Source organism: Microbacterium sp. NPDC089320 (assembly GCF_040684875.1).
In the GTDB taxonomy this organism is placed as follows: Bacteria; Actinomycetota; Actinomycetes; order Actinomycetales; family Microbacteriaceae; genus Microbacterium.
This window is the reverse complement of record NZ_JBFBGY010000001.1, coordinates 271,083-287,867: the sequence shown is the minus strand read 5'-3', so window position 1 is coordinate 287,867 and position 16,785 is coordinate 271,083. Positions and strand designations below refer to the sequence as shown.

Sequence of the window (16,785 nt, the reverse complement as noted above, 5' to 3'; positions counted from 1 at the left end):
CGAGACAAGGCGGGTGCTTCGGCATCCGCCTTTTTTCGTGCGCGCCGGTAACGTGAACCGGGTGAGCATGCTTCCCGTCCCTGACACAGCGATCATCGTCGTCGCCGCCGGTTCCGGCACTCGACTCGATGCGGGCGCGCCCAAGGCGTTCGTCGGCGTCGACACCCATTCGATCCTCCGGCACGCACTCGACGGAGTCTTCGCAGCCGCGCCCGCCCAGGTCGTGGTGGTCGCCCCTGCCGGATACGAGGGCGACGCGGAGACGGAGCTGCGTGCGGCTGCCGGCGACCGCGCCGAGCTGGGCAGGGTCGTGACGGGGGGCGGAACCCGACAGGAGTCGGTCGCCGCCGGTCTGAAGGCGCTCTGGGGAGACATCACGCGAGTGCTCGTGCACGACGCGGCGCGAGCGCTGACGCCGCCGGAGGTCATCGATGCCGTGGCCGAGGCGATCGACGAGGAGAGCGGCGTCATCCCGACGCTCCCGGTCGTCGACACGCTCAAGCGGGTGGCGGGAGACGCGGTCATCGCGCCCGTCGATCGCTCCGAGCTCGCCGCAGCGCAGACCCCGCAGGGATTCCCGCGCGCCCTTCTCGAGGCGGCCTATGACGCGGCGAGCGCCTCGGGAGTCGAGTACACCGATGACGCAGCATTGTTCGCCGCCGCCGGACACCGCGTGCGTCGTATCGCGGGGTCGGCGAGCGGATTCAAGATCACGACCCCCGCAGACCTCGAACGCGCTCGCCACCTGCTGGCTGCCGTCGGCGCTCCGGCGGCCGAGCTCGTCGCGACATGGACGGGACCCCGAGTCGGTCTCGGAACGGACGTGCACGCGTTCGGCGGCGACGGGAACCTGTGGCTCGCCGGCCTCCAGTGGCCGGGGGAGCCCGCGCTGTCCGGTCACTCCGACGGCGACGCTGTCGCGCACGCGATCGTGGACGCACTCCTGGGCGCCGCCGGGCTCGGCGACATCGGCGAGCACTTCGGCACCTCGCACCCTGAGTATGCCGGTGCCCACGCGGACGTCTTCCTCGCCCGGACCCGGGAGATCCTCTCGGATGCCGGCTTCGCGATCCTCAACGTCTCTGCGCAGTTCCAGGGCAATCGACCGCGCTTCTCCGCGCGACGTGCGGAGGCCGAGCGAATCCTGTCGACCGCCCTCGGCGGGGCACCGGTCTCGGTCACCGCCACCACCACCGACGGACTCGGGTTCCCCGGGCGGGCCGAGGGGATCGCCGTGACCGCGGTGGCGATGGTGCACAAGGCCTGACACGCGTCAGGGAGTTCGGGGAATGTCCCCGCGTCTGCGCTCGTTGTCGGAGAGAGTCACGCGGTCGTCGCGCGACGCGGAGGAGGCAGCATGAGGATCCTGATCATCGGAGCCGGCGGGCAGGTCGGTCGGACGGCCGTCGACGCGTTGACAGGACACGAGATCGTCGCGGTGTCGCGCAATTCGGAGCCGTCGGTCGACGTCACCGACCCGGCGTCGATCGAGCGCCTCTTCGCCGCGGTCGGACAGGTCGACGCCGTGATCGTCGCCGTGGGGGAGGTCCCGTTCCGATCGCTCGGCGAGTTGGGTCGCGGCGACTACGAGGCGGCCTTCCGCGGGAAGGTCCTCTCGCAGCTGGATGTCGTGCGCATCGGCACGTCGTATGTGCGCGACGGCGGCTCGATCACTCTGACCTCCGGGATCCTCGCGCGCGAACCGATCGCCACCGGTGCCGCGGCGTCTCTCGCGAACGGGGCCATCGAGTCGTTCGTGCGGGCAGCGGCGACCGAGCTGCCCCGCGGCATCCGCATCAACGTCGTGAGCCCGTCGGTGCTCGAGGATGCGCCGTCGTATCACTCGTCGTTCCCGGGCTTCGTGCCCGTGTCGTCGCGCCGCGTCGGCCAGGCGTTCGTGAAGAGCGTGCTCGGGGTGCAGACCGGGCAGATATACCCGGTCGACTGAGCGACGGCAGGGTCGCGAGGCGCACCCAGTCTTCGGAATCCGCAGCCCGGTAGGCTTGTGCGGTGACTCTCCGCCTCTACGACACCCGCGCACAGCAGCTGCGCGACTTCGTGCCTCTCGATCCCGAGAACATCACGATGTACGTGTGCGGACCGACGGTGCAGTCCGGCCCCCACATCGGGCACGTACGAGCCGCCCTGAGCTTCGACCTCCTGCGCCGCTGGCTGACGCATCGCTTCGGCCGGGTCACGTTCGTGCGCAACGTCACGGACATCGACGACAAGGTGCTCGTCAACGCGACAGACGTCGAGCCGTGGTGGGCACTGGCGTACCGGATGGAGCAGGAGTTCACCGAGGCGTATGCCGGCGTCGGAATCCTGCCGCCCACCTACGAGCCCAGGGCGACCGCCTCGGTTCCGCAGATGCAGGAGCTCATCGCCACCCTCATCGATCGGGGTCATGCCTACCCCGCTCCCGACGGCTCCGGCGACGTGTACTTCGACGTGCGCTCCTGGCCGGCATACGGATCTCTGACCAACCAGTCGGTCGATGCGATGGAGGCGGCGGAGGACGCCGATCCACGCGGCAAGCGCAACCCGCAGGATTTCGCGCTCTGGAAGGGCGCGAAGGCCGATGAACAGGCGGATGCCACGTGGCGGTCTCCCTGGGGCCCCGGTCGCCCCGGCTGGCACATCGAGTGCTCGGCGATGTCGAAGCGCTACCTGGGGGCGGAGTTCGACATCCACGGCGGAGGACTCGACCTGCGCTTCCCCCACCATGAGAACGAGCTCGCCCAGTCGACGGCGGCCGGAGACGGCTTCGCCCGCTACTGGGTGCACAACGGCCTCGTGACCGTGGGCGGACAGAAGATGTCGAAGTCACTCGGCAACTTCACGCTCGCGAGCGATGTGCTCTCCGAGCGTGATCCGCAGGTCGTGCGCTATGCGCTCGCCGCCGCGCACTACCGGTCGAGCCTCGACCTCTCGGAGTCGTCGTGGGCTGAGGCAGAGGCGGCGCTCGGCCGTATCCGCACGTTCGTCGAGCGCACCGAGCGCATGCTTCCGCAGACGTTCGGCTGGGGGGACCGGGCGCCGCTGCCTGAGGCCTTCGCCGCAGCGATGGACGACGACCTCGGGATCCCGCAGGCGCTCGGGGTCCTGCACGACACAGTGCGCGCAGGGAACGCGGCGCTCGACGCCGACGACATCGAGGGTGCGGCGGCGGCGAGGAGCGAAGTGCTCGCCATGCTCGACGTGCTCGGATTCGACCGCGTCAGCGGCGCATCGACGGGGGATGCACAGTCATCCGCTCTCGACGCACTCGTGCAGACGATGATCACCCAGCGCGCGCAGGCGCGCGCTGACAAGGACTGGGCGGCGGCTGATCGCATCCGTGATGCGATCGCCGCGGCAGGAATCACGCTGGAGGACACTCCGGCCGGAACTCATTGGAGTATCGATGGCTAAGCCAGGAAACCCGTCAGCAGGCAAGGGCAAGAAGGGCCCCACCAAGGGCTCCGGCGGCAAGGGCCGCAGCTCGCTCGAAGGGCGCGGACCCACGCCCAAGGCCGAGGACCGCGCCTGGCACCCTGCCGGCAAGCGCAAGGCCGCGGCCGAGCGCTACGCGGCCTCCGGCGGAAAGGGCAAGCCGGGGCAGCGTCAGTCGTCGGGCGGCAACCCGAACCGCTCGGCCCGCGCGAAGGACAACACCACCGATGTCGAGGTCGTCACCGGCCGCAACTCGGTGCTCGAGGCGCTCCGGGCGAAGATCCCCGCGTCGGCGTTCTACATCGCCCAGCGCGTCGAGATGGACGACCGCGTCAAGGAGATGCTGTCGATCGCCACGCATCGCGGCATCCCGGTGCTCGAGGTCACCCGCCAGGAGCTCGACCGCATGGCCGGTTTCGACGGGGTGCACCAGGGCGTCGCCGTCAAGGTGCCGCCGTATGAGTACGCGCACCCGCAGGACCTCCTCGAGGCCGTCATCGACAAGGGCGAGGTCCCCCTGTTCGTCGCCCTCGACGGCATCACCGACCCGCGCAACCTCGGCGCGATCATCCGCTCGACCGGTGCCTTCGGCGGTCACGGCATCATTCTCCCGCAGCGTCGTTCGGCCGGCGTGAACTCGGCAGCGTGGAAGACGAGCGCCGGTGCTGCGGCTCGTGTGCCTGTCGCGCTGGCGACCAACCTGACCACGCAGCTCAAGGAGTTCAAGAAGCAGGGCGTGTTCGTGCTCGGCCTCGACGGCGACGGCGATGTGCTGCTGCCGGAGCTGCAGCTGGCCGACCGCCCCGTGGTGATCGTCACAGGATCCGAAGGCAAGGGACTGTCCCGCCTCGTCGCCGAGACCTGCGACCAGATCGTCTCGATCCCGATCTCGGCGGTGACCGAATCGCTCAACGCCGGCATCGCGACCTCGGTCGCGCTCTACCAGGTGTCGTCCATCCGCAACGCGAAGAAGTAGGGGAGCAGCTCATGGCTCGCATCGTCGTTCTCGGGGGCACCGGCTACGCCGGTCGTCACATCGTGTCCGAGGCGGTGAACCGCGGTCACGACGTGATCGCGATCTCGCGCAGCACGCCGACCGATGCGGTCGACGGCGCCTCGTATGTGCAGGGATCGGCGCTCGACGCCTCGTCGCTCGCGAACGCGTTCGACGGAGCGGATGCCGTCGTCTCGGCCCTGTCGCCGCGCGGCGACATGACAGACCGGGTGCTCGACGCCCTGAGGAACGTCATCGCCGAGCTCGCAGGCACGAGCACCCGTCTCGGTGTGGTCGGTGGTGCGGGCGGGAGCCTCGTCGCGCCGGAGGGACCGCGTCTCTTCGACCTCGACTTCCCCGAGGAGTACAGGCACGAAGCGCAGGTGGGCATCGACTCGCTCGCGCTGCTCGAGAGCACCGACGGGTCGCTCGACTGGTTCTTCATCCACCCCGCAGAGGTCTTCGGACCCTGGGCCGAGGGTGAGCGCACCGGCCACTACCGCGATGGCGGCGACGTGCTCGTGCGCGACGCCGACGGCAAGTCGTTCATCTCGGGGGCCGACTTCGCGCTCGCCGTGGTCGACGAGATCGAGCGACCGGCGCACCGCCGCGGGCGCTTCACCGTCGGGTACTGACCTCAGACGAGGTCGCGCCAGTCGACCTCATCGTCGTCATCGGTCACGGGGTGCGTGCCGGTGACGACGGGCAGGCTCATCGTCTCGGTGGGCGGTCCCATGATGGTGGCCTCGTCGCGCCGGTGGCGCAGCACCTCGTTGATGTAGCTGGTGAGGACCTCGGCGAGCGGCACTGAGCGCCCCTGAGCCTGAGAGAGATACCACCGGTGCTCGAGCACCTGGTGGAACACCTCGGCGGGTTCGAGTTTGGCACGCAGCTCCCACGGGATCGCGCGCACCACGGGCTCGAACACGCGGGTGAGCCATTCGTGCGCGTACATCTCCTCGTCGACCCACTGCTTGGTCGACCGAGCACGGAATTCGTCGAGGTCGTTGAGCAGACGCCGCGCCTGGTTCTCTTCGACGTCGAGGCCCGTGAGGCGGATCAGGCGGCGCTGGTGGTGTCCGGCATCCACCACCTTCGGCTGGATCTCGACGACCGTGCCGTCGGAGGTCGTCGACATGGACATCTCGTCGATGTCGAACCCGAGAGCGTTGAGGCGCTCCACCCGTTCGGTGATGCGCCAGGTCTCCGCCGCGGCGAAGGACTCCTGCACGGTCAGCTCCGCCCACAGAGAGTGGTACGACGAGACGATGCCGTCGGCGATCGCGACCGCGTCGACTCCGTGCTCCAGCCGTCCGCCGGCGGCGAGGTCCATGATCTCGCCGGCGATGTTCGTGCGCGCCAGATCGAGGTCGTAGAGGCGCTGCCCGTCGGTCAGCCCCTCTTCGTGCAGTTCGCCGGTCTCGGCGTCGACGAGATAGGCCGCGAAGGCGCCTGCATCCCGGCGGAAGAGCGTGTTCGAGAGCGAGACATCGCCCCAGTAGAAGCCGACGTTGTGCAGACGGACGAGAAGCACGGCCAGGGCGTCGACCAGGCGGTTCGCGGTGTCGGGACGCAGCACCCGGGTGAAGAGCGCTCGATACGGCATGGAGAACCGCAGATGCGACGTGACGAGGGCGGCGGGGAGGGGCTCGCCCGCGGCATCCGAGCGCCCGGCGATCACGGCGACGCGATCGACGCAGGGCACGTCGAGCCTGGCGAGGTTGCCGAGCATCTCGTACTCGCGCTTGGCCATCTCGTCGGTCGTCTCCTTGACGGCGACCACGCGTCCCGAGAGATCGGCGAACCGCACGAGGTGGCGCGAGAGCCCCTTGGGAAGCGACACGATGTGGTCGGACGGCCACTTGGCCAGTGTCGTCGACCAGGGCAGCGCGAGCAGACCGGGATCGATCGAGCTCGCGGTGATCCGCAGCGCATTCTGCATGGCTCTCCAGACGTGTGGGGGAAAGCAGAAGCGGCGCGGGTGACCGAAGTCAGCCCGCGCCGCGTCTGTGGATCCGATCAGGCGGAGACGATCGGCTTGTCGTTCAGACGGACACCCGACTCGGTGTCGAACGCGTGCACGTGGCCTGCGTTCGCGGCGAGGGTGACGGTCTCGCCCGCGTTCGGGTGGTTGCGACCGTCGACGCGAGCGACCAGGTCGGCGCGCTTGCCGTTGATGTCGGTGTGACCGTACAGGTAGCCGTCCGCACCGAGCTCCTCGACGAGGTCGACGACCACCGAGAGACCCTTGCCGTCGGCCGGGCCGACGGTGATGTCCTCGGGGCGGACGCCCACGGTGACCTGCGAGCCGTTGGCGCGGCCGACGGTGTCGCGGTCGAGCGGAACGATCTCGGTGCCGAAGCGCACGCCGCCGTCAGCCAGGTCTGCACTGAAGAGGTTCATGGCGGGCGAGCCGATGAAGCCGGCGACGAACACGTTCTCGGGCTTCTCGTACAGGTCGCGCGGCGAGCCGACCTGCTGGAGCAGGCCGTCCTTGAGCACGGCGATGCGGTCGCCCATGGTGAGCGCCTCGGTCTGGTCGTGCGTGACGTAGACCGTGGTGACGCCGAGGCGACGCTGCAGCGACGCGATCTGGGTGCGAGTCTGCACACGGAGCTTGGCGTCGAGGTTCGACAGCGGCTCGTCCATGAGGAAGACCTGGGGCTGACGCACGATCGCGCGACCCATGGCGACGCGCTGACGCTGACCGCCCGAGAGCGCCTTCGGCTTGCGAGTCAGGTACTGCTCCAGGTCGAGCAGCTTGGCGGCCTCGAGGACGCGGCTGGCGCGCTCTTCCTTGCCGACGCCGGCGATCTTGAGCGCGAAGCCCATGTTCTCGGCGACCGTCATGTGCGGGTACAGCGCGTAGTTCTGGAACACCATCGCGATGTCGCGGTCCTTCGGCGGCACATCGGTGACGTCGCGGTCACCGATGAGGATGCGGCCGGCGTTGACCTCTTCGAGGCCGGCGAGCATGCGGAGGGACGTGGACTTGCCACAGCCGGACGGACCGACGAGGACGAGGAACTCGCCGTCTCCGACCTCGAGGTTCAGCTTGTCGACGGCCGGACGGGTGCCGCCCGGGTAGAGGCGGGTGGCCTCGTCGAAAGTCACAGATGCCATTGTGTTTCTCCTTCACCGGCAGGTACGTGCCGGACGATCCGTAGTGATAGAGCGGCGGAGCGATCCGCCGTGACCCCTCATCGGGTCGGAATCAGTATGGCAGATGCCCGTGTATCTGGGTATTTCTCAGCCTGGCTGGTTAACATCGATCTCGGCCGCTTAACGCGGCGTTCGCCGCCCGAGTGGCGTCCGGGGCCACCCTGCCCCCCTGAGACTGTCTAGAGGAACGATGTCGAGCGACGAGACGCCGAACGTCCCCAGCCCTCGCAATTCGCGTGAGGTCGTGCGGGAGAAGGCACAGAAGGTGCACGCCCAGCAGTCCAGGGCGCGCGTGATGCGACGGATCATCCTCGGCGCCATCGCCGTCGTCGCGGTCGGTGCCATCGGCACCGCGATCACCCTCGCCGTCTCGGCCCAGGTCTCGAAGCCGCAGCTCACGCCGGGCGGGATGAGCCACGACGGCATCCTCGTCTCCGACATCAGCGCGTCCGCGATGTCTGACGAGACGGCGGCGCCCACGGCCCCGGAGGAGACCGAGGCCGGTGGCGACGCGACGCCCACTCCCGAGCCCACGACGTCGAGCACGGTCGACATCCACGTCTACGTCGACTACCTGTCGCCGGATGCCGGTGAGTTCGAGCGCGCCAACGCACGCCAGCTCGTCAACTGGATCTCCGAGGGCGCGGCGACGGTCACCTACCACCCGGTCGCGCTGCTCACGGCCAGCTCGAACGGCACCAAGTACTCGCTGCGGGCAGCGGCGGCCGCCGCCTGTGTCGCGACCCACTCGCCGGCCCAGTTCTATGCGTTCAACCATGACCTGCTCGACGACCAGCCCGAGGTGAACACCGACGGCTTCTCCGACGCGCAGCTCGCCGACATCGCCGGCGCGGTCGGCTCGGACAACGTCAAGAGCGTCCGGTCGTGCATCGAGAACCAGGACTACGTCACGTGGGCCAAGGACGCGACGTCGCGCGCGCTCGAAGGGCCGCTCGTCGGTTCGGACGACCTCGTGCTCACCGCCGCTCCCATGATCGTCGTGAACGGCGAGGCCTATGTGGGCGCGCTCGACGACCCGAGCGAGTTCTCGCAGTTCGTGCTCACGGTCGCGAGCGACGCCTACTACGCCACCGAGACGCCGACTCCGGCGCCGACCGAGACGACCGAGCCCGTGCCCTCGGAGACTCCCGCGTCGTAGTTCGTCGGTGCCCGCCGCCCCTCGCTAAGCTGGGTGGTGTCCGCCGACTTGGCGCAATTGGTAGCGCACCGTACTTGTAATACGGGGGTTGCAGGTTCGAGTCCTGTAGTCGGCACTCTCCAGCGGATCGCATCCGCTCATCCGATCCGGGACGACACAGATCGTCACACGGGAAATAGTGCGAGAAGAGCACGCGTTCTCCCCGATATGACTCGTATCGGAAACAGTGATCTTGACGTCTTCCCGCTCTCGCTCGGCGGCAACGTGTTCGGCTGGACGGCCGACCGCGATGCCTCCTTCGCCGTGCTCGACGCCTTCGTGGCGGGCGGGGGCGACTTCATCGACACGGCCGACGGATACAGCTCGTGGGTGCCGGGCAACACGGGCGGTGAGAGCGAGACGATCATCGGCGAGTGGCTCGCATCGCGCAAGCCCGAGGGCGTCGTGGTGGCGACCAAGGTGAGCCAGCACCCGGAGTTCCCCGGCCTGTCGGCCACGAACGTACGCCGGGCGGCCGAGGCCTCACTCGCGCGCCTGGGTGTGGAGACCATCGATCTCTACTACGCGCACTTCGACGATCAGACGGTGCCGCTCGAGGAGACGGTCACCGCATTCGGCGAGCTCGTCTCGGACGGTCTGGTGCGCAACGTCGCGGTGTCGAACTACACGGCCGAACGCATCCGCGAGTGGGTGGAGATCGCCCGCCGCACGGGATCGGCGCTGCCCGTCGCCGTCCAGCCGCACTACAACCTCGTGCACCGCAACGACGTCGAGGAGACGATCATCCCCGTGGCGCAGGAGTTCGATCTGAGCCTCGTGCCCTACTACTCGCTGGCGAGTGGATTCCTCACCGGCAAGTACCGTTCGACGGCCGTCGAGGGTCAGACCTCGCCGCGTGCGTCGGGTGCGGCCAAGTACGCGACGGAGGCGGGTCTACGCATCATCGACACTCTCGAGGAGATCGGCGACGCCCACGGCGCCTCGATCGCGGCGACCTCTCTGGCGTGGCTGCGGGCGCAGCCGACGGTCGCCGCTCCGATCGCGAGTGCGCGGACGGTGGAGCAGGTGCCGGACCTGCTCGCCGGAGCCCGGCTCGCACTGACCTCGGACGAGGTCGAGACGCTGAACCGCGTCTCGGAGTGGACACCGGCGAAGGCGTGAGACCAGCGGCCTGCCCTCCGGATCGCGCTAGCGGCCGGAGGGCGGGTCGTCGACCAGACGCATCCTGTGCGCCAGGATCACCAGGTGGATGCGGTCTCGGGATCCGAGCTTGGCGAGGATCCTGCCCACATGCGTCTTGACGGTCGACTCGCTCACGAACAGGGCCTGAGCGATCTCCGCGTTCGTGAGCCCGCGCGCGATCTCGAGGAAGACGTCTCGTTCGCGATCGGTGAGCTCGGCCGTGACGTCGTCGCCCGCAGCGGGGGTCGCAGCAGGTGTCGGACTGAGCCTCGGTGTGACGTGCTCCAGCAGCATCCGCGTGATCCGCGGCGAGAGCGCGGCGTCGCCCCGGTGGATGGCTCGGATCGCGGCGATCATCTCGTGTCTCTGCGCGTCCTTCAGAAGGAATCCACTGGCTCCCGCGCGAATCGCCCCGAAGGCGTAGTCGTCGAGGTCGAACGTCGTCAGCACCAGCACGCGCGTGGCGGGGTTCTCTCGGACGATGGCCTCGGTGGCCGCGATCCCATCGAGTCCCGGCATCCGGATGTCCATCAGGACGACGTCGGGGCGGAGTTCCGACGCCCGGGCGATCGCATCCTGGCCGTCTGCTGCCTCGCAGACCACGACCATATCGTCCTCCGCGTCGAGCACCATTCGGAAGCCGACACGGATGAGAGCCTGGTCGTCGACGAGGAGAAGCCTGATCGGCTCGGTCATGATGCGTCCTTCGGTTCTCGGTCGGCAGGATCGGGCGGAGTGACGGGAAGCTCGGCGCGCAGCAGCCACCTTCCGTGCTCGGCGGGTTCTGAGGAGATGCGTCCTCCTGAATGGGCGGCGCGTTCGACGAGGCCGCGCAGACCGAACCCGGTCGTTCCGGTGGGACCCGAGACGCCGTCGTTGACGATCTCGACCCCCACCGCATCCGAGGCGTACACCAGACGGACCTCGATCGAGGTCGCCATCGGGGCATGCCTGATCGCGTTCGTGACGCCCTCCTGCACGATGCGTCCGATCGCGTGCGACACCGCCGGGGAGAGCGAGGGCGTGCCCGCGACCGAGAGCGTCACGGGAAATCCCGCGCGCTGTGCGGCGGCGACCGTCTCCTGCGGAGGGGTCGGCTCGAGAGGTGCGAGGGGCAGCGGTGAATCGTCGGCGCGGAGCACCCCGAGCATCGCGCGCATCTCGGTGAGCGCGCTGCGAGCGGTCTCGGCGGCGGAGGACGCGGCGGATCGCGCCTGCACGGGATCGGGTGTCGCGGCCGCGCCCTCGGACAGGGCGACGATCACGGTGAGCGAGTGCGAGACGATGTCGTGCATCTCGCGAGCGATGCGGGCGCGCTCGCCCGCCGCAGCCAGCTGCGCCTGCTGATCGCGTTCGACGAGCAGCTGGCGGGAGCGGTCGATCACCGCAGCCAGGTAGCGCTTGCGTCCGCCGACGTTCACGCCGATGAGGGTGCCGATGAGTCCCAGGACCAGCGACATCACGACGGCGTTCGCGGCGATCTGCAGAGTGATGACGCCGCTGAGCAGGAGCGCACCGCCGAGCGCGGCGAGAGACCCGATCGCGATGCCGAAGCCGGTCCAGGCCGCCCGCGACGAGCGGTACACGGCGAGGGAGTAGCAGCTGACGAGCAGAACAGGCGCGCCGATCGGCTGCAGGGCGAAGAGGAACAGCGCTTCGAGCGCGAACGATGCCACGAACGGCACCAGTGGGCGTCTGCGCCGCCAGAGGAGAGTCGCGCACGTGGCGACGACGACGGCGGGAACCAGGATCGCCACGCCGATGGCGAGAGGCATCGGAAGATCGCGGGTGATCGCTCCGGCGGGAACGAGCGAGAGGAGCAGACACAGGATCGCGATGAGGACGTCGGCGACCACGGGATGCCGCGCCCAGAAGCGGCGCAGGACGCCGGGTGGACGCGGCAGCCGCAGCCCCTCGTCCTCGCGGACTGAGGTGCTGCGGCTGCGCGGGGTGGTCACCGGCTGACTCTACGCGGCTCGATCATCGGCACTCCTCGGTCACGCGTCGCGGGTGCGGAGCACGCCCCAGGCGGCGAGCAGGCCCGCCGCCACCCAGCCGGCCAGCGTGAGATAGGCGACCGGACCCTCGAGGGCCGCCCCCTCGGGGAGGATCGCGCTCTGCGCGGCGGCGACCGGCAGGTAGTTCGCGGCGTCGAGCAGCCAGGTCCACGCGTCGCCGGCGATCGTGAAGAAGCTCGCGACGATCGGCAAGACGAACAGCAGGCCTACGGTCGCGGCGATGGCACCGGCGCCCGAGCGCAGGATGAACCCGAATGCGACGCCGATGAGCGCGAAGACGGACATGGCCAGCGACGACACGACGATCGGAAGGAGCGAGGCCGCGGGATCCGACCAGTCGATGCTCTGATCGCGCGACGCGACCACCGCGGAGACCGCGACAGCTGCGGCTGTGAAGATCACCAGTGACGACACGAACATGAACACGGCGATCACGACGGCCTTGGCTGCGAGCACCGACCCGCGCTTCGGGTTGGCCGCCATCGTCGACCGGATCATCCCCGTCGAGTACTCGCCGGTGACGGAGATCGCACCGAGGATCCCGGCGAGCAGCATCGTGAACTGGATCGGCATCACCACGGCCTGTATCGGCTCGAAGCCCGGCATGTCGATCGCCTGGGCGATGAGCACGGCGATGCCGACCGTGAGCACGGCCGCGATGCCGATGGACCACCAGGTGGAACGGAGTGTCGAGAGCTTGATCCACTCGCCACGGACCGCGCGAGGGAAGGTGAGACGATGCCCGGAGTCGACGCGTCGGGGCGTGCGGGCAGGAGCCTGAACGGTCATGAGATCTCCTTCGTGCGGTACTCGACCGAGTCGCCGGTGAGCGCCAGGTAGGCGTCTTCGAGCGATCCCGTGGTCGGGGTGAGCTCGTGCAGGGGGATGCCGTGCTGAGCGGCGAGATCGCCGATGCGCGAGGCGGGCAGACCGACGATGTCGAGAAGGTCGGGAGCCGAGCTCACGATCTCGACAGACGGACCGCCGACCGCTGTGGCGAGATCCGCGGCGCGGGGCGTGCGGACACGCACGGTGTTCGCCGTCCACGCGCGGACGAGCTCTTCCAGCGGCGCATCCGCCAGCACTCTGCCGCGCCCCATCACGATCACGTGATCGGCGGTCTGCGCCATCTCGCTCATCAGGTGGCTGGAGAGCAGGACCGTGCGTCCCTCGGACGCCGCGTGGCGCACGAACTGGCGCACCCATCGCACGCCCTCGGGGTCGAGACCGTTGACCGGCTCGTCGAGGATCAGCGTGTGCGGATCCCCGAGCAGGGCGGAGGCGATGCCCAGACGCTGACCCATGCCGAGCGAGAACTTGCCGGCGCGCTTGCGGGCGACGGGGCCGATGCCGGCGAGGTCGATGACCTCGTCGACGCGCGACGCGGGGATGCCGTGGGTCGCTGCCATCGCCCGCAGATGGTTGCGCGCGGTGCGGCCGGTGTGAACCGCCTTGGCATCGAGCAGCACGCCCACCTCGGTGAGCGGGGCGCGAAGCTTGCGGTACTCCCGCCCTGCAACGGTCGCGATGCCGGACGTCGGTCGATCCAGGCCCACGATCATGCGCATCGTGGTGGACTTGCCTGCGCCGTTCGGTCCGAGGAAGCCGGTGACCGTGCCCGGTCTGACCGTGAACGACACGTCCTGGACGGCCGTCTTGTCTCCGAATCTCTTCGTGAGTCCTTCTGCTGTGATCATGCCTACGACGCTATCGACGGCGCCACACCGCGCGCGTCCTCCCTGGGTACCGTTCCTCGGGGCGGCGGGGTCATCCGCGCGGAGGATGCCCGCTCCCGTCTCGTCAGGGGGCGAGGCGCCCGAACAGCTCGGGATCGACCGGCCGCTGCCCTCGCGGAAGCTTCTCGACCACCAGACGGTAGGACTCCGTCACCAGTTCGGTCACCAGCTCCGCGTCGAGGGACGATCCCGGTATCAGAGTGATCCAGTGCTTCTTGTTCATGTGGTACCCGGGGACGATGTCGGCGAACGTCTCGCGCAGGGCGACCGAGTCGTCGGGGTGCGACTTGAGAGTGACCCTCCCGGTGTCGTCGAGAGGGATCAGCAGGAACACGCGTCCGCGCACCTTGTAGACGTCCCACTCGGGACCGAACGGGTTCTCCTGCTCCGCGCCCGGCAGCTCGTGCGCGCGCTCCGCCGCGGTGGCGACGAGATCTCTCGGCTCCATGTCGTCAGAACAGCCGGTCCGTGCCCTTGTCGTCGGCGCGCGGTGCGACCTGCACGCGCTCGTCGAGGGTCGCCGCGGCCAGCAGAGCCTCGTCGATGATCTCTTTCGTGGGCTCGGCGGTGAGCCACTCCTCGCTCAGCGACGCGGGGATCAGCAGCGGCATCCGATCGTGCACGCCGGCGAGGTGCGGAGGGGCGGGGCGCATCACGATCGAGTAGCAGGTGAAGGACTCGCCGTCGGGCGTGCGGCCCCGCTGAGTGACCGCCGCCATGCCGAAGAGCGCACCGTCATCGACGAGGAACTCGTGCCACACGCGCTCGGGCTTCTTCATCTCGTACCAGCTGGTCGCGGGCACGAGCGCCCGACTCTTCAATCCGCCGGGGCGGTCCTGCAGCCGCTCGGAGCGGGTGTTGATCGACGGGAACTTCGACGGTTCTCCGTTGATGAGGAAGCCCCACCAGGCCGCCTCGAGCGTCGGAGCGGCCTCGCTCTGCACCAAGATCGGATTGAGATTGCGAAGGTTCTTGCCCGTGGGGCGAACGGTCTCGCGAGCATTCTGCTCGGCCCAGTCGCGCAGTCCGTCGAGCACCGCCTCGTCGGCGGCTGCGAGGAGTTCGGTGTCGGTGAACCGGGGGTCAAGTCCGTAGCTCGCGCACATGCCGTCAGGGTACGCCCGGCCACCGACATCGTGCACGCTCCGACTCGACGAACCACGCTCGGCTAGGGTCGACGAGTGACCCAGGCTCGTCGACTGTCCCCGCCCCTCGCGCTCGGAGGAGCAGTCGCGATCGGCGTCATGACGGCTGTCCAGGCCCGGATCAACGGTGTGCTGGGCGTCGAGATCGACAACGGGATCGCGGCCGGTCTCGTCTCCTTCTCTGTGGGACTCGCGGGCTTGGCGATCGTGATCGCCTGTCTTCCCTCGGCTCGTCGCGGCGTCGGGCGCCTGCTCAGCGGCATCCGCGAGCGGACGATCCCGTTCTGGATGCTGCTCGGCGGAGCCTGCGGCGCCCTCACCGTATCGACCCAGGGGATCACCGCCGGCGTGCTCGGGGTCTCCCTGTTCACAGTCGGCGTCGTGGCGGGACAGACCCTTCACGGACTCGTCCTCGACAGGATCGGGTTCGGACCCGCGGGCGTCGTCGCGATCACGCCGGGGCGCGTGCTCGGAGGCGCGTGCGCGCTCGCCGCGGTGGGCATCTCCTTGAGCGGCGACGTCCTGGCCACGGCGCCGCTGTGGATGCTGCTGCTGCCGTTCGCGGCCGGCGTCGGGATCGCCTGGCAGGCCGCGACCAACGGCAGGCTGGCCCAGCGCGTGCAGTCACCCCTCGCCGCCACGTTCATGAGCTTCATCGCGGGCACCATCGCACTGCTCGTGGCGGCAGGCATCAGCATAGCCGCACGGGGCCTGCCCGATGCGCTGCCGACCGAACCCTGGCTCTACCTGGGAGGTCTCCTCGGTGCCGCGTACATCCTGCTCGGGGCCTTCATCGTCGCGCACACCGGAGTGCTGTTGATGGGCCTCGGCTCGGTTCTCGGCCAGCTCGCCGCATCGGTCGTCATCGACCTCGTCTGGCCGGCAGCCTCGGGGCCCGCGCCCTGGCAGATCGTGGGAATGGTGGTCGTCGCGGTGGCCTCGGTCGTCGTCGCCCTGCCGCGGCGCCGACGCCGCTGAGAGTCCTACTTCTTCTTCGGCTGCGGCATCCGCGTGACGAGCGCGCGGGCATCGACCGGCTTGCGGCGTCCGGGTTTCTTGCCCGCGGGCTTGCCGCCGACGTACAGCCAGCCGAGGAGCTCCTCGTTCTTGCCGATGCCGTGCGCCTTGGCCACGGCCTTCGCTCGCGTGTAGCGACCGGTGCGCCAGAGCACGCCCCATCCTGCCTCGTCGAGGAGGAGGCTGAGCATGTGCGCGACGCCGGAGGCGACCGCCTCCTGCTCCCACCGCGGAACCTTGTCGCTCTTGCGATAGCTGGCGACCACGGCGATCAGCAGCGGTGCCCGGAGCGGCTTCGACGAGGGGGACTTGTCGCCCTCGGCCTTCGCGATCGCCGCGCCCAGCACCTCGCGGTCGGATCCGCGCAGCTCGATCAGGCGCCACGGTCTCAGCGAGGAGTGATCGGCGACGCGGCCGGCCGCGGCGACGAGCTTCAGCAGCTCATCGCGTGACGGCGCCTCGTCGGAGACCTTCGACCAGGACTGTCGTGCTCTGACGGCCTCGAGCGCGTTCACGACTCTTCGGGCGTGAAGTTCAGAGCGATCGAGTTCATGCAGTAGCGGTCGCCGGTCGGCGTGCCGAAGCCGTCGGGGAAGACATGGCCCAGGTGCGAGCCGCAGTTCGCGCAGCGCACCTCGGTGCGCACCATTCCCAGGCTCGTGTCCTCGATGAGCTGCACCGCGTCGGGGCGGATCGACTCGTAGAAGCTCGGCCACCCGCATCCGGAGTCGAACTTGGTGCCGCTCTTGAACAGCTCGGCACCGCATGCCCCGCAGGTGTAGAGACCGGCGCGTCCCTCGTCGAGGAGCTCGCCCGTCCAGGCGCGCTCGGTGGCGGCTTCGCGCAGCACCGCGTACTGCTCCTCGCCGAGCTCCTCGCGCCACTGCTCTTCGGTCTTGTCCACGCTGTACGACATCGGTCCTCCTGGGGGTCTCAT

Annotated in this window: 18 protein-coding genes and 1 tRNA gene; 9 read left to right on the top strand and 10 right to left on the bottom strand. The window is 69.2% G+C overall.

Features of this window, described 5'->3' with window-relative positions; translation table 11 throughout:
• Positions 1-61: 61 nt before the first annotated feature.
• From ispD to AB0N61_RS01425, 5 genes are all read left to right on the top strand, one after another.
• Positions 62-1,267: a 2-C-methyl-D-erythritol 4-phosphate cytidylyltransferase gene (gene ispD, locus AB0N61_RS01445; protein ID WP_363361221.1), complete on the top strand. Its 1,206-nt coding sequence runs from the start codon at positions 62-64 to the stop codon at positions 1,265-1,267.
• A gap of 90 nt (positions 1,268-1,357) precedes the next feature.
• Positions 1,358-1,948, top strand: coding sequence for a short chain dehydrogenase (locus AB0N61_RS01440; RefSeq protein ID WP_363361219.1), 591 nt, complete (start codon positions 1,358-1,360; stop codon positions 1,946-1,948).
• A 62-nt stretch (positions 1,949-2,010) separates the two neighbouring features.
• The gene (gene cysS / locus AB0N61_RS01435; protein ID WP_363361217.1) at positions 2,011-3,414 is read left to right on the top strand and encodes a cysteine--tRNA ligase; all 1,404 of its coding nucleotides are present in this window, start codon (positions 2,011-2,013) and stop codon (positions 3,412-3,414) included.
• Positions 3,407-4,411, top strand: a complete 1,005-nt coding sequence (rlmB, locus tag AB0N61_RS01430) for a 23S rRNA (guanosine(2251)-2'-O)-methyltransferase RlmB (RefSeq protein WP_167947928.1) — start codon at positions 3,407-3,409, stop codon at positions 4,409-4,411. The genes cysS and rlmB overlap by 8 nt, the downstream gene beginning before the upstream one ends.
• Positions 4,412-4,422: 11 nt before the next feature.
• Positions 4,423-5,064, top strand: a complete 642-nt coding sequence (locus tag AB0N61_RS01425) for an NAD(P)H-binding protein (protein WP_363361215.1) — start codon at positions 4,423-4,425, stop codon at positions 5,062-5,064.
• A 2-nt stretch (positions 5,065-5,066) separates the two neighbouring features.
• On the opposite strand, the gene AB0N61_RS01420 is transcribed toward AB0N61_RS01425, so the two are convergent.
• The gene (locus AB0N61_RS01420; protein ID WP_363361214.1) at positions 5,067-6,371 is read right to left on the bottom strand and encodes a DUF4032 domain-containing protein; all 1,305 of its coding nucleotides are present in this window, start codon (positions 6,369-6,371) and stop codon (positions 5,067-5,069) included.
• Positions 6,372-6,448: 77 nt separating this feature from the next.
• Complete coding sequence (ugpC, locus tag AB0N61_RS01415) at positions 6,449-7,552, bottom strand: sn-glycerol-3-phosphate ABC transporter ATP-binding protein UgpC (RefSeq protein WP_167947925.1); 1,104 nt, start codon at positions 7,550-7,552, stop codon at positions 6,449-6,451.
• A 229-nt stretch (positions 7,553-7,781) separates the two neighbouring features.
• Between ugpC and AB0N61_RS01410 the strand changes: the two genes are divergently transcribed.
• The 3 genes from AB0N61_RS01410 to AB0N61_RS01400 all read left to right on the top strand — a co-directional run bounded on the left by AB0N61_RS01410 (position 7,782) and on the right by AB0N61_RS01400 (position 9,911).
• Entirely contained in the window at positions 7,782-8,750 is a 969-nt protein-coding gene (locus AB0N61_RS01410) for a thioredoxin domain-containing protein (protein WP_363361212.1), read from the top strand.
• A gap of 42 nt (positions 8,751-8,792) precedes the next feature.
• A tRNA-Thr gene (locus AB0N61_RS01405) sits at positions 8,793-8,865 on the top strand.
• A 92-nt stretch (positions 8,866-8,957) separates the two neighbouring features.
• The gene (locus AB0N61_RS01400; RefSeq protein WP_363361210.1) at positions 8,958-9,911 is read left to right on the top strand and encodes an aldo/keto reductase; all 954 of its coding nucleotides are present in this window, start codon (positions 8,958-8,960) and stop codon (positions 9,909-9,911) included.
• Between the two features lie 27 nt (positions 9,912-9,938).
• Here AB0N61_RS01400 and AB0N61_RS01395 read toward each other — a convergent pair whose 3' ends face one another.
• The 6 genes from AB0N61_RS01395 to AB0N61_RS01370 all read right to left on the bottom strand — a co-directional run bounded on the left by AB0N61_RS01395 (position 9,939) and on the right by AB0N61_RS01370 (position 14,792).
• Complete coding sequence (locus tag AB0N61_RS01395) at positions 9,939-10,628, bottom strand: response regulator transcription factor (RefSeq protein WP_363361209.1); 690 nt, start codon at positions 10,626-10,628, stop codon at positions 9,939-9,941.
• Entirely contained in the window at positions 10,625-11,890 is a 1,266-nt protein-coding gene (locus tag AB0N61_RS01390; RefSeq protein ID WP_363361207.1) for a histidine kinase, read from the bottom strand. The genes AB0N61_RS01395 and AB0N61_RS01390 overlap by 4 nt, the downstream gene beginning before the upstream one ends.
• A 39-nt stretch (positions 11,891-11,929) precedes the next feature.
• Positions 11,930-12,739, bottom strand: coding sequence for an ABC transporter permease (locus AB0N61_RS01385; protein WP_363361205.1), 810 nt, complete (start codon positions 12,737-12,739; stop codon positions 11,930-11,932).
• Positions 12,736-13,647, bottom strand: coding sequence for an ATP-binding cassette domain-containing protein (locus tag AB0N61_RS01380; protein ID WP_363361203.1), 912 nt, complete (start codon positions 13,645-13,647; stop codon positions 12,736-12,738). The genes AB0N61_RS01385 and AB0N61_RS01380 overlap by 4 nt, the downstream gene beginning before the upstream one ends.
• A gap of 103 nt (positions 13,648-13,750) precedes the next feature.
• Positions 13,751-14,134, bottom strand: a complete 384-nt coding sequence (locus AB0N61_RS01375) for an MmcQ/YjbR family DNA-binding protein (RefSeq protein WP_363361201.1) — start codon at positions 14,132-14,134, stop codon at positions 13,751-13,753.
• Between the two features lie 4 nt (positions 14,135-14,138).
• Positions 14,139-14,792: an SOS response-associated peptidase family protein gene (locus tag AB0N61_RS01370; protein WP_363361200.1), complete on the bottom strand. Its 654-nt coding sequence runs from the start codon at positions 14,790-14,792 to the stop codon at positions 14,139-14,141.
• Positions 14,793-14,867: 75 nt separating this feature from the next.
• Between AB0N61_RS01370 and AB0N61_RS01365 the strand changes: the two genes are divergently transcribed.
• On the top strand, positions 14,868-15,809 hold the full coding sequence (locus tag AB0N61_RS01365) for a DMT family transporter (protein WP_363361199.1): 942 nt from the start codon (positions 14,868-14,870) through the stop codon (positions 15,807-15,809).
• A gap of 5 nt (positions 15,810-15,814) precedes the next feature.
• Here AB0N61_RS01365 and AB0N61_RS01360 read toward each other — a convergent pair whose 3' ends face one another.
• The gene (locus tag AB0N61_RS01360; RefSeq protein WP_363361198.1) at positions 15,815-16,363 is read right to left on the bottom strand and encodes a nitroreductase family protein; all 549 of its coding nucleotides are present in this window, start codon (positions 16,361-16,363) and stop codon (positions 15,815-15,817) included.
• Positions 16,360-16,764 (bottom strand): peptide-methionine (R)-S-oxide reductase MsrB, encoded by a 405-nt coding sequence (gene msrB / locus AB0N61_RS01355; protein ID WP_167947916.1) that lies wholly within the window; start codon positions 16,762-16,764, stop codon positions 16,360-16,362. Before msrB ends, AB0N61_RS01360 begins: the two co-directional genes overlap by 4 nt.
• Between the last annotated feature and the right edge of the window lie 21 nt (positions 16,765-16,785).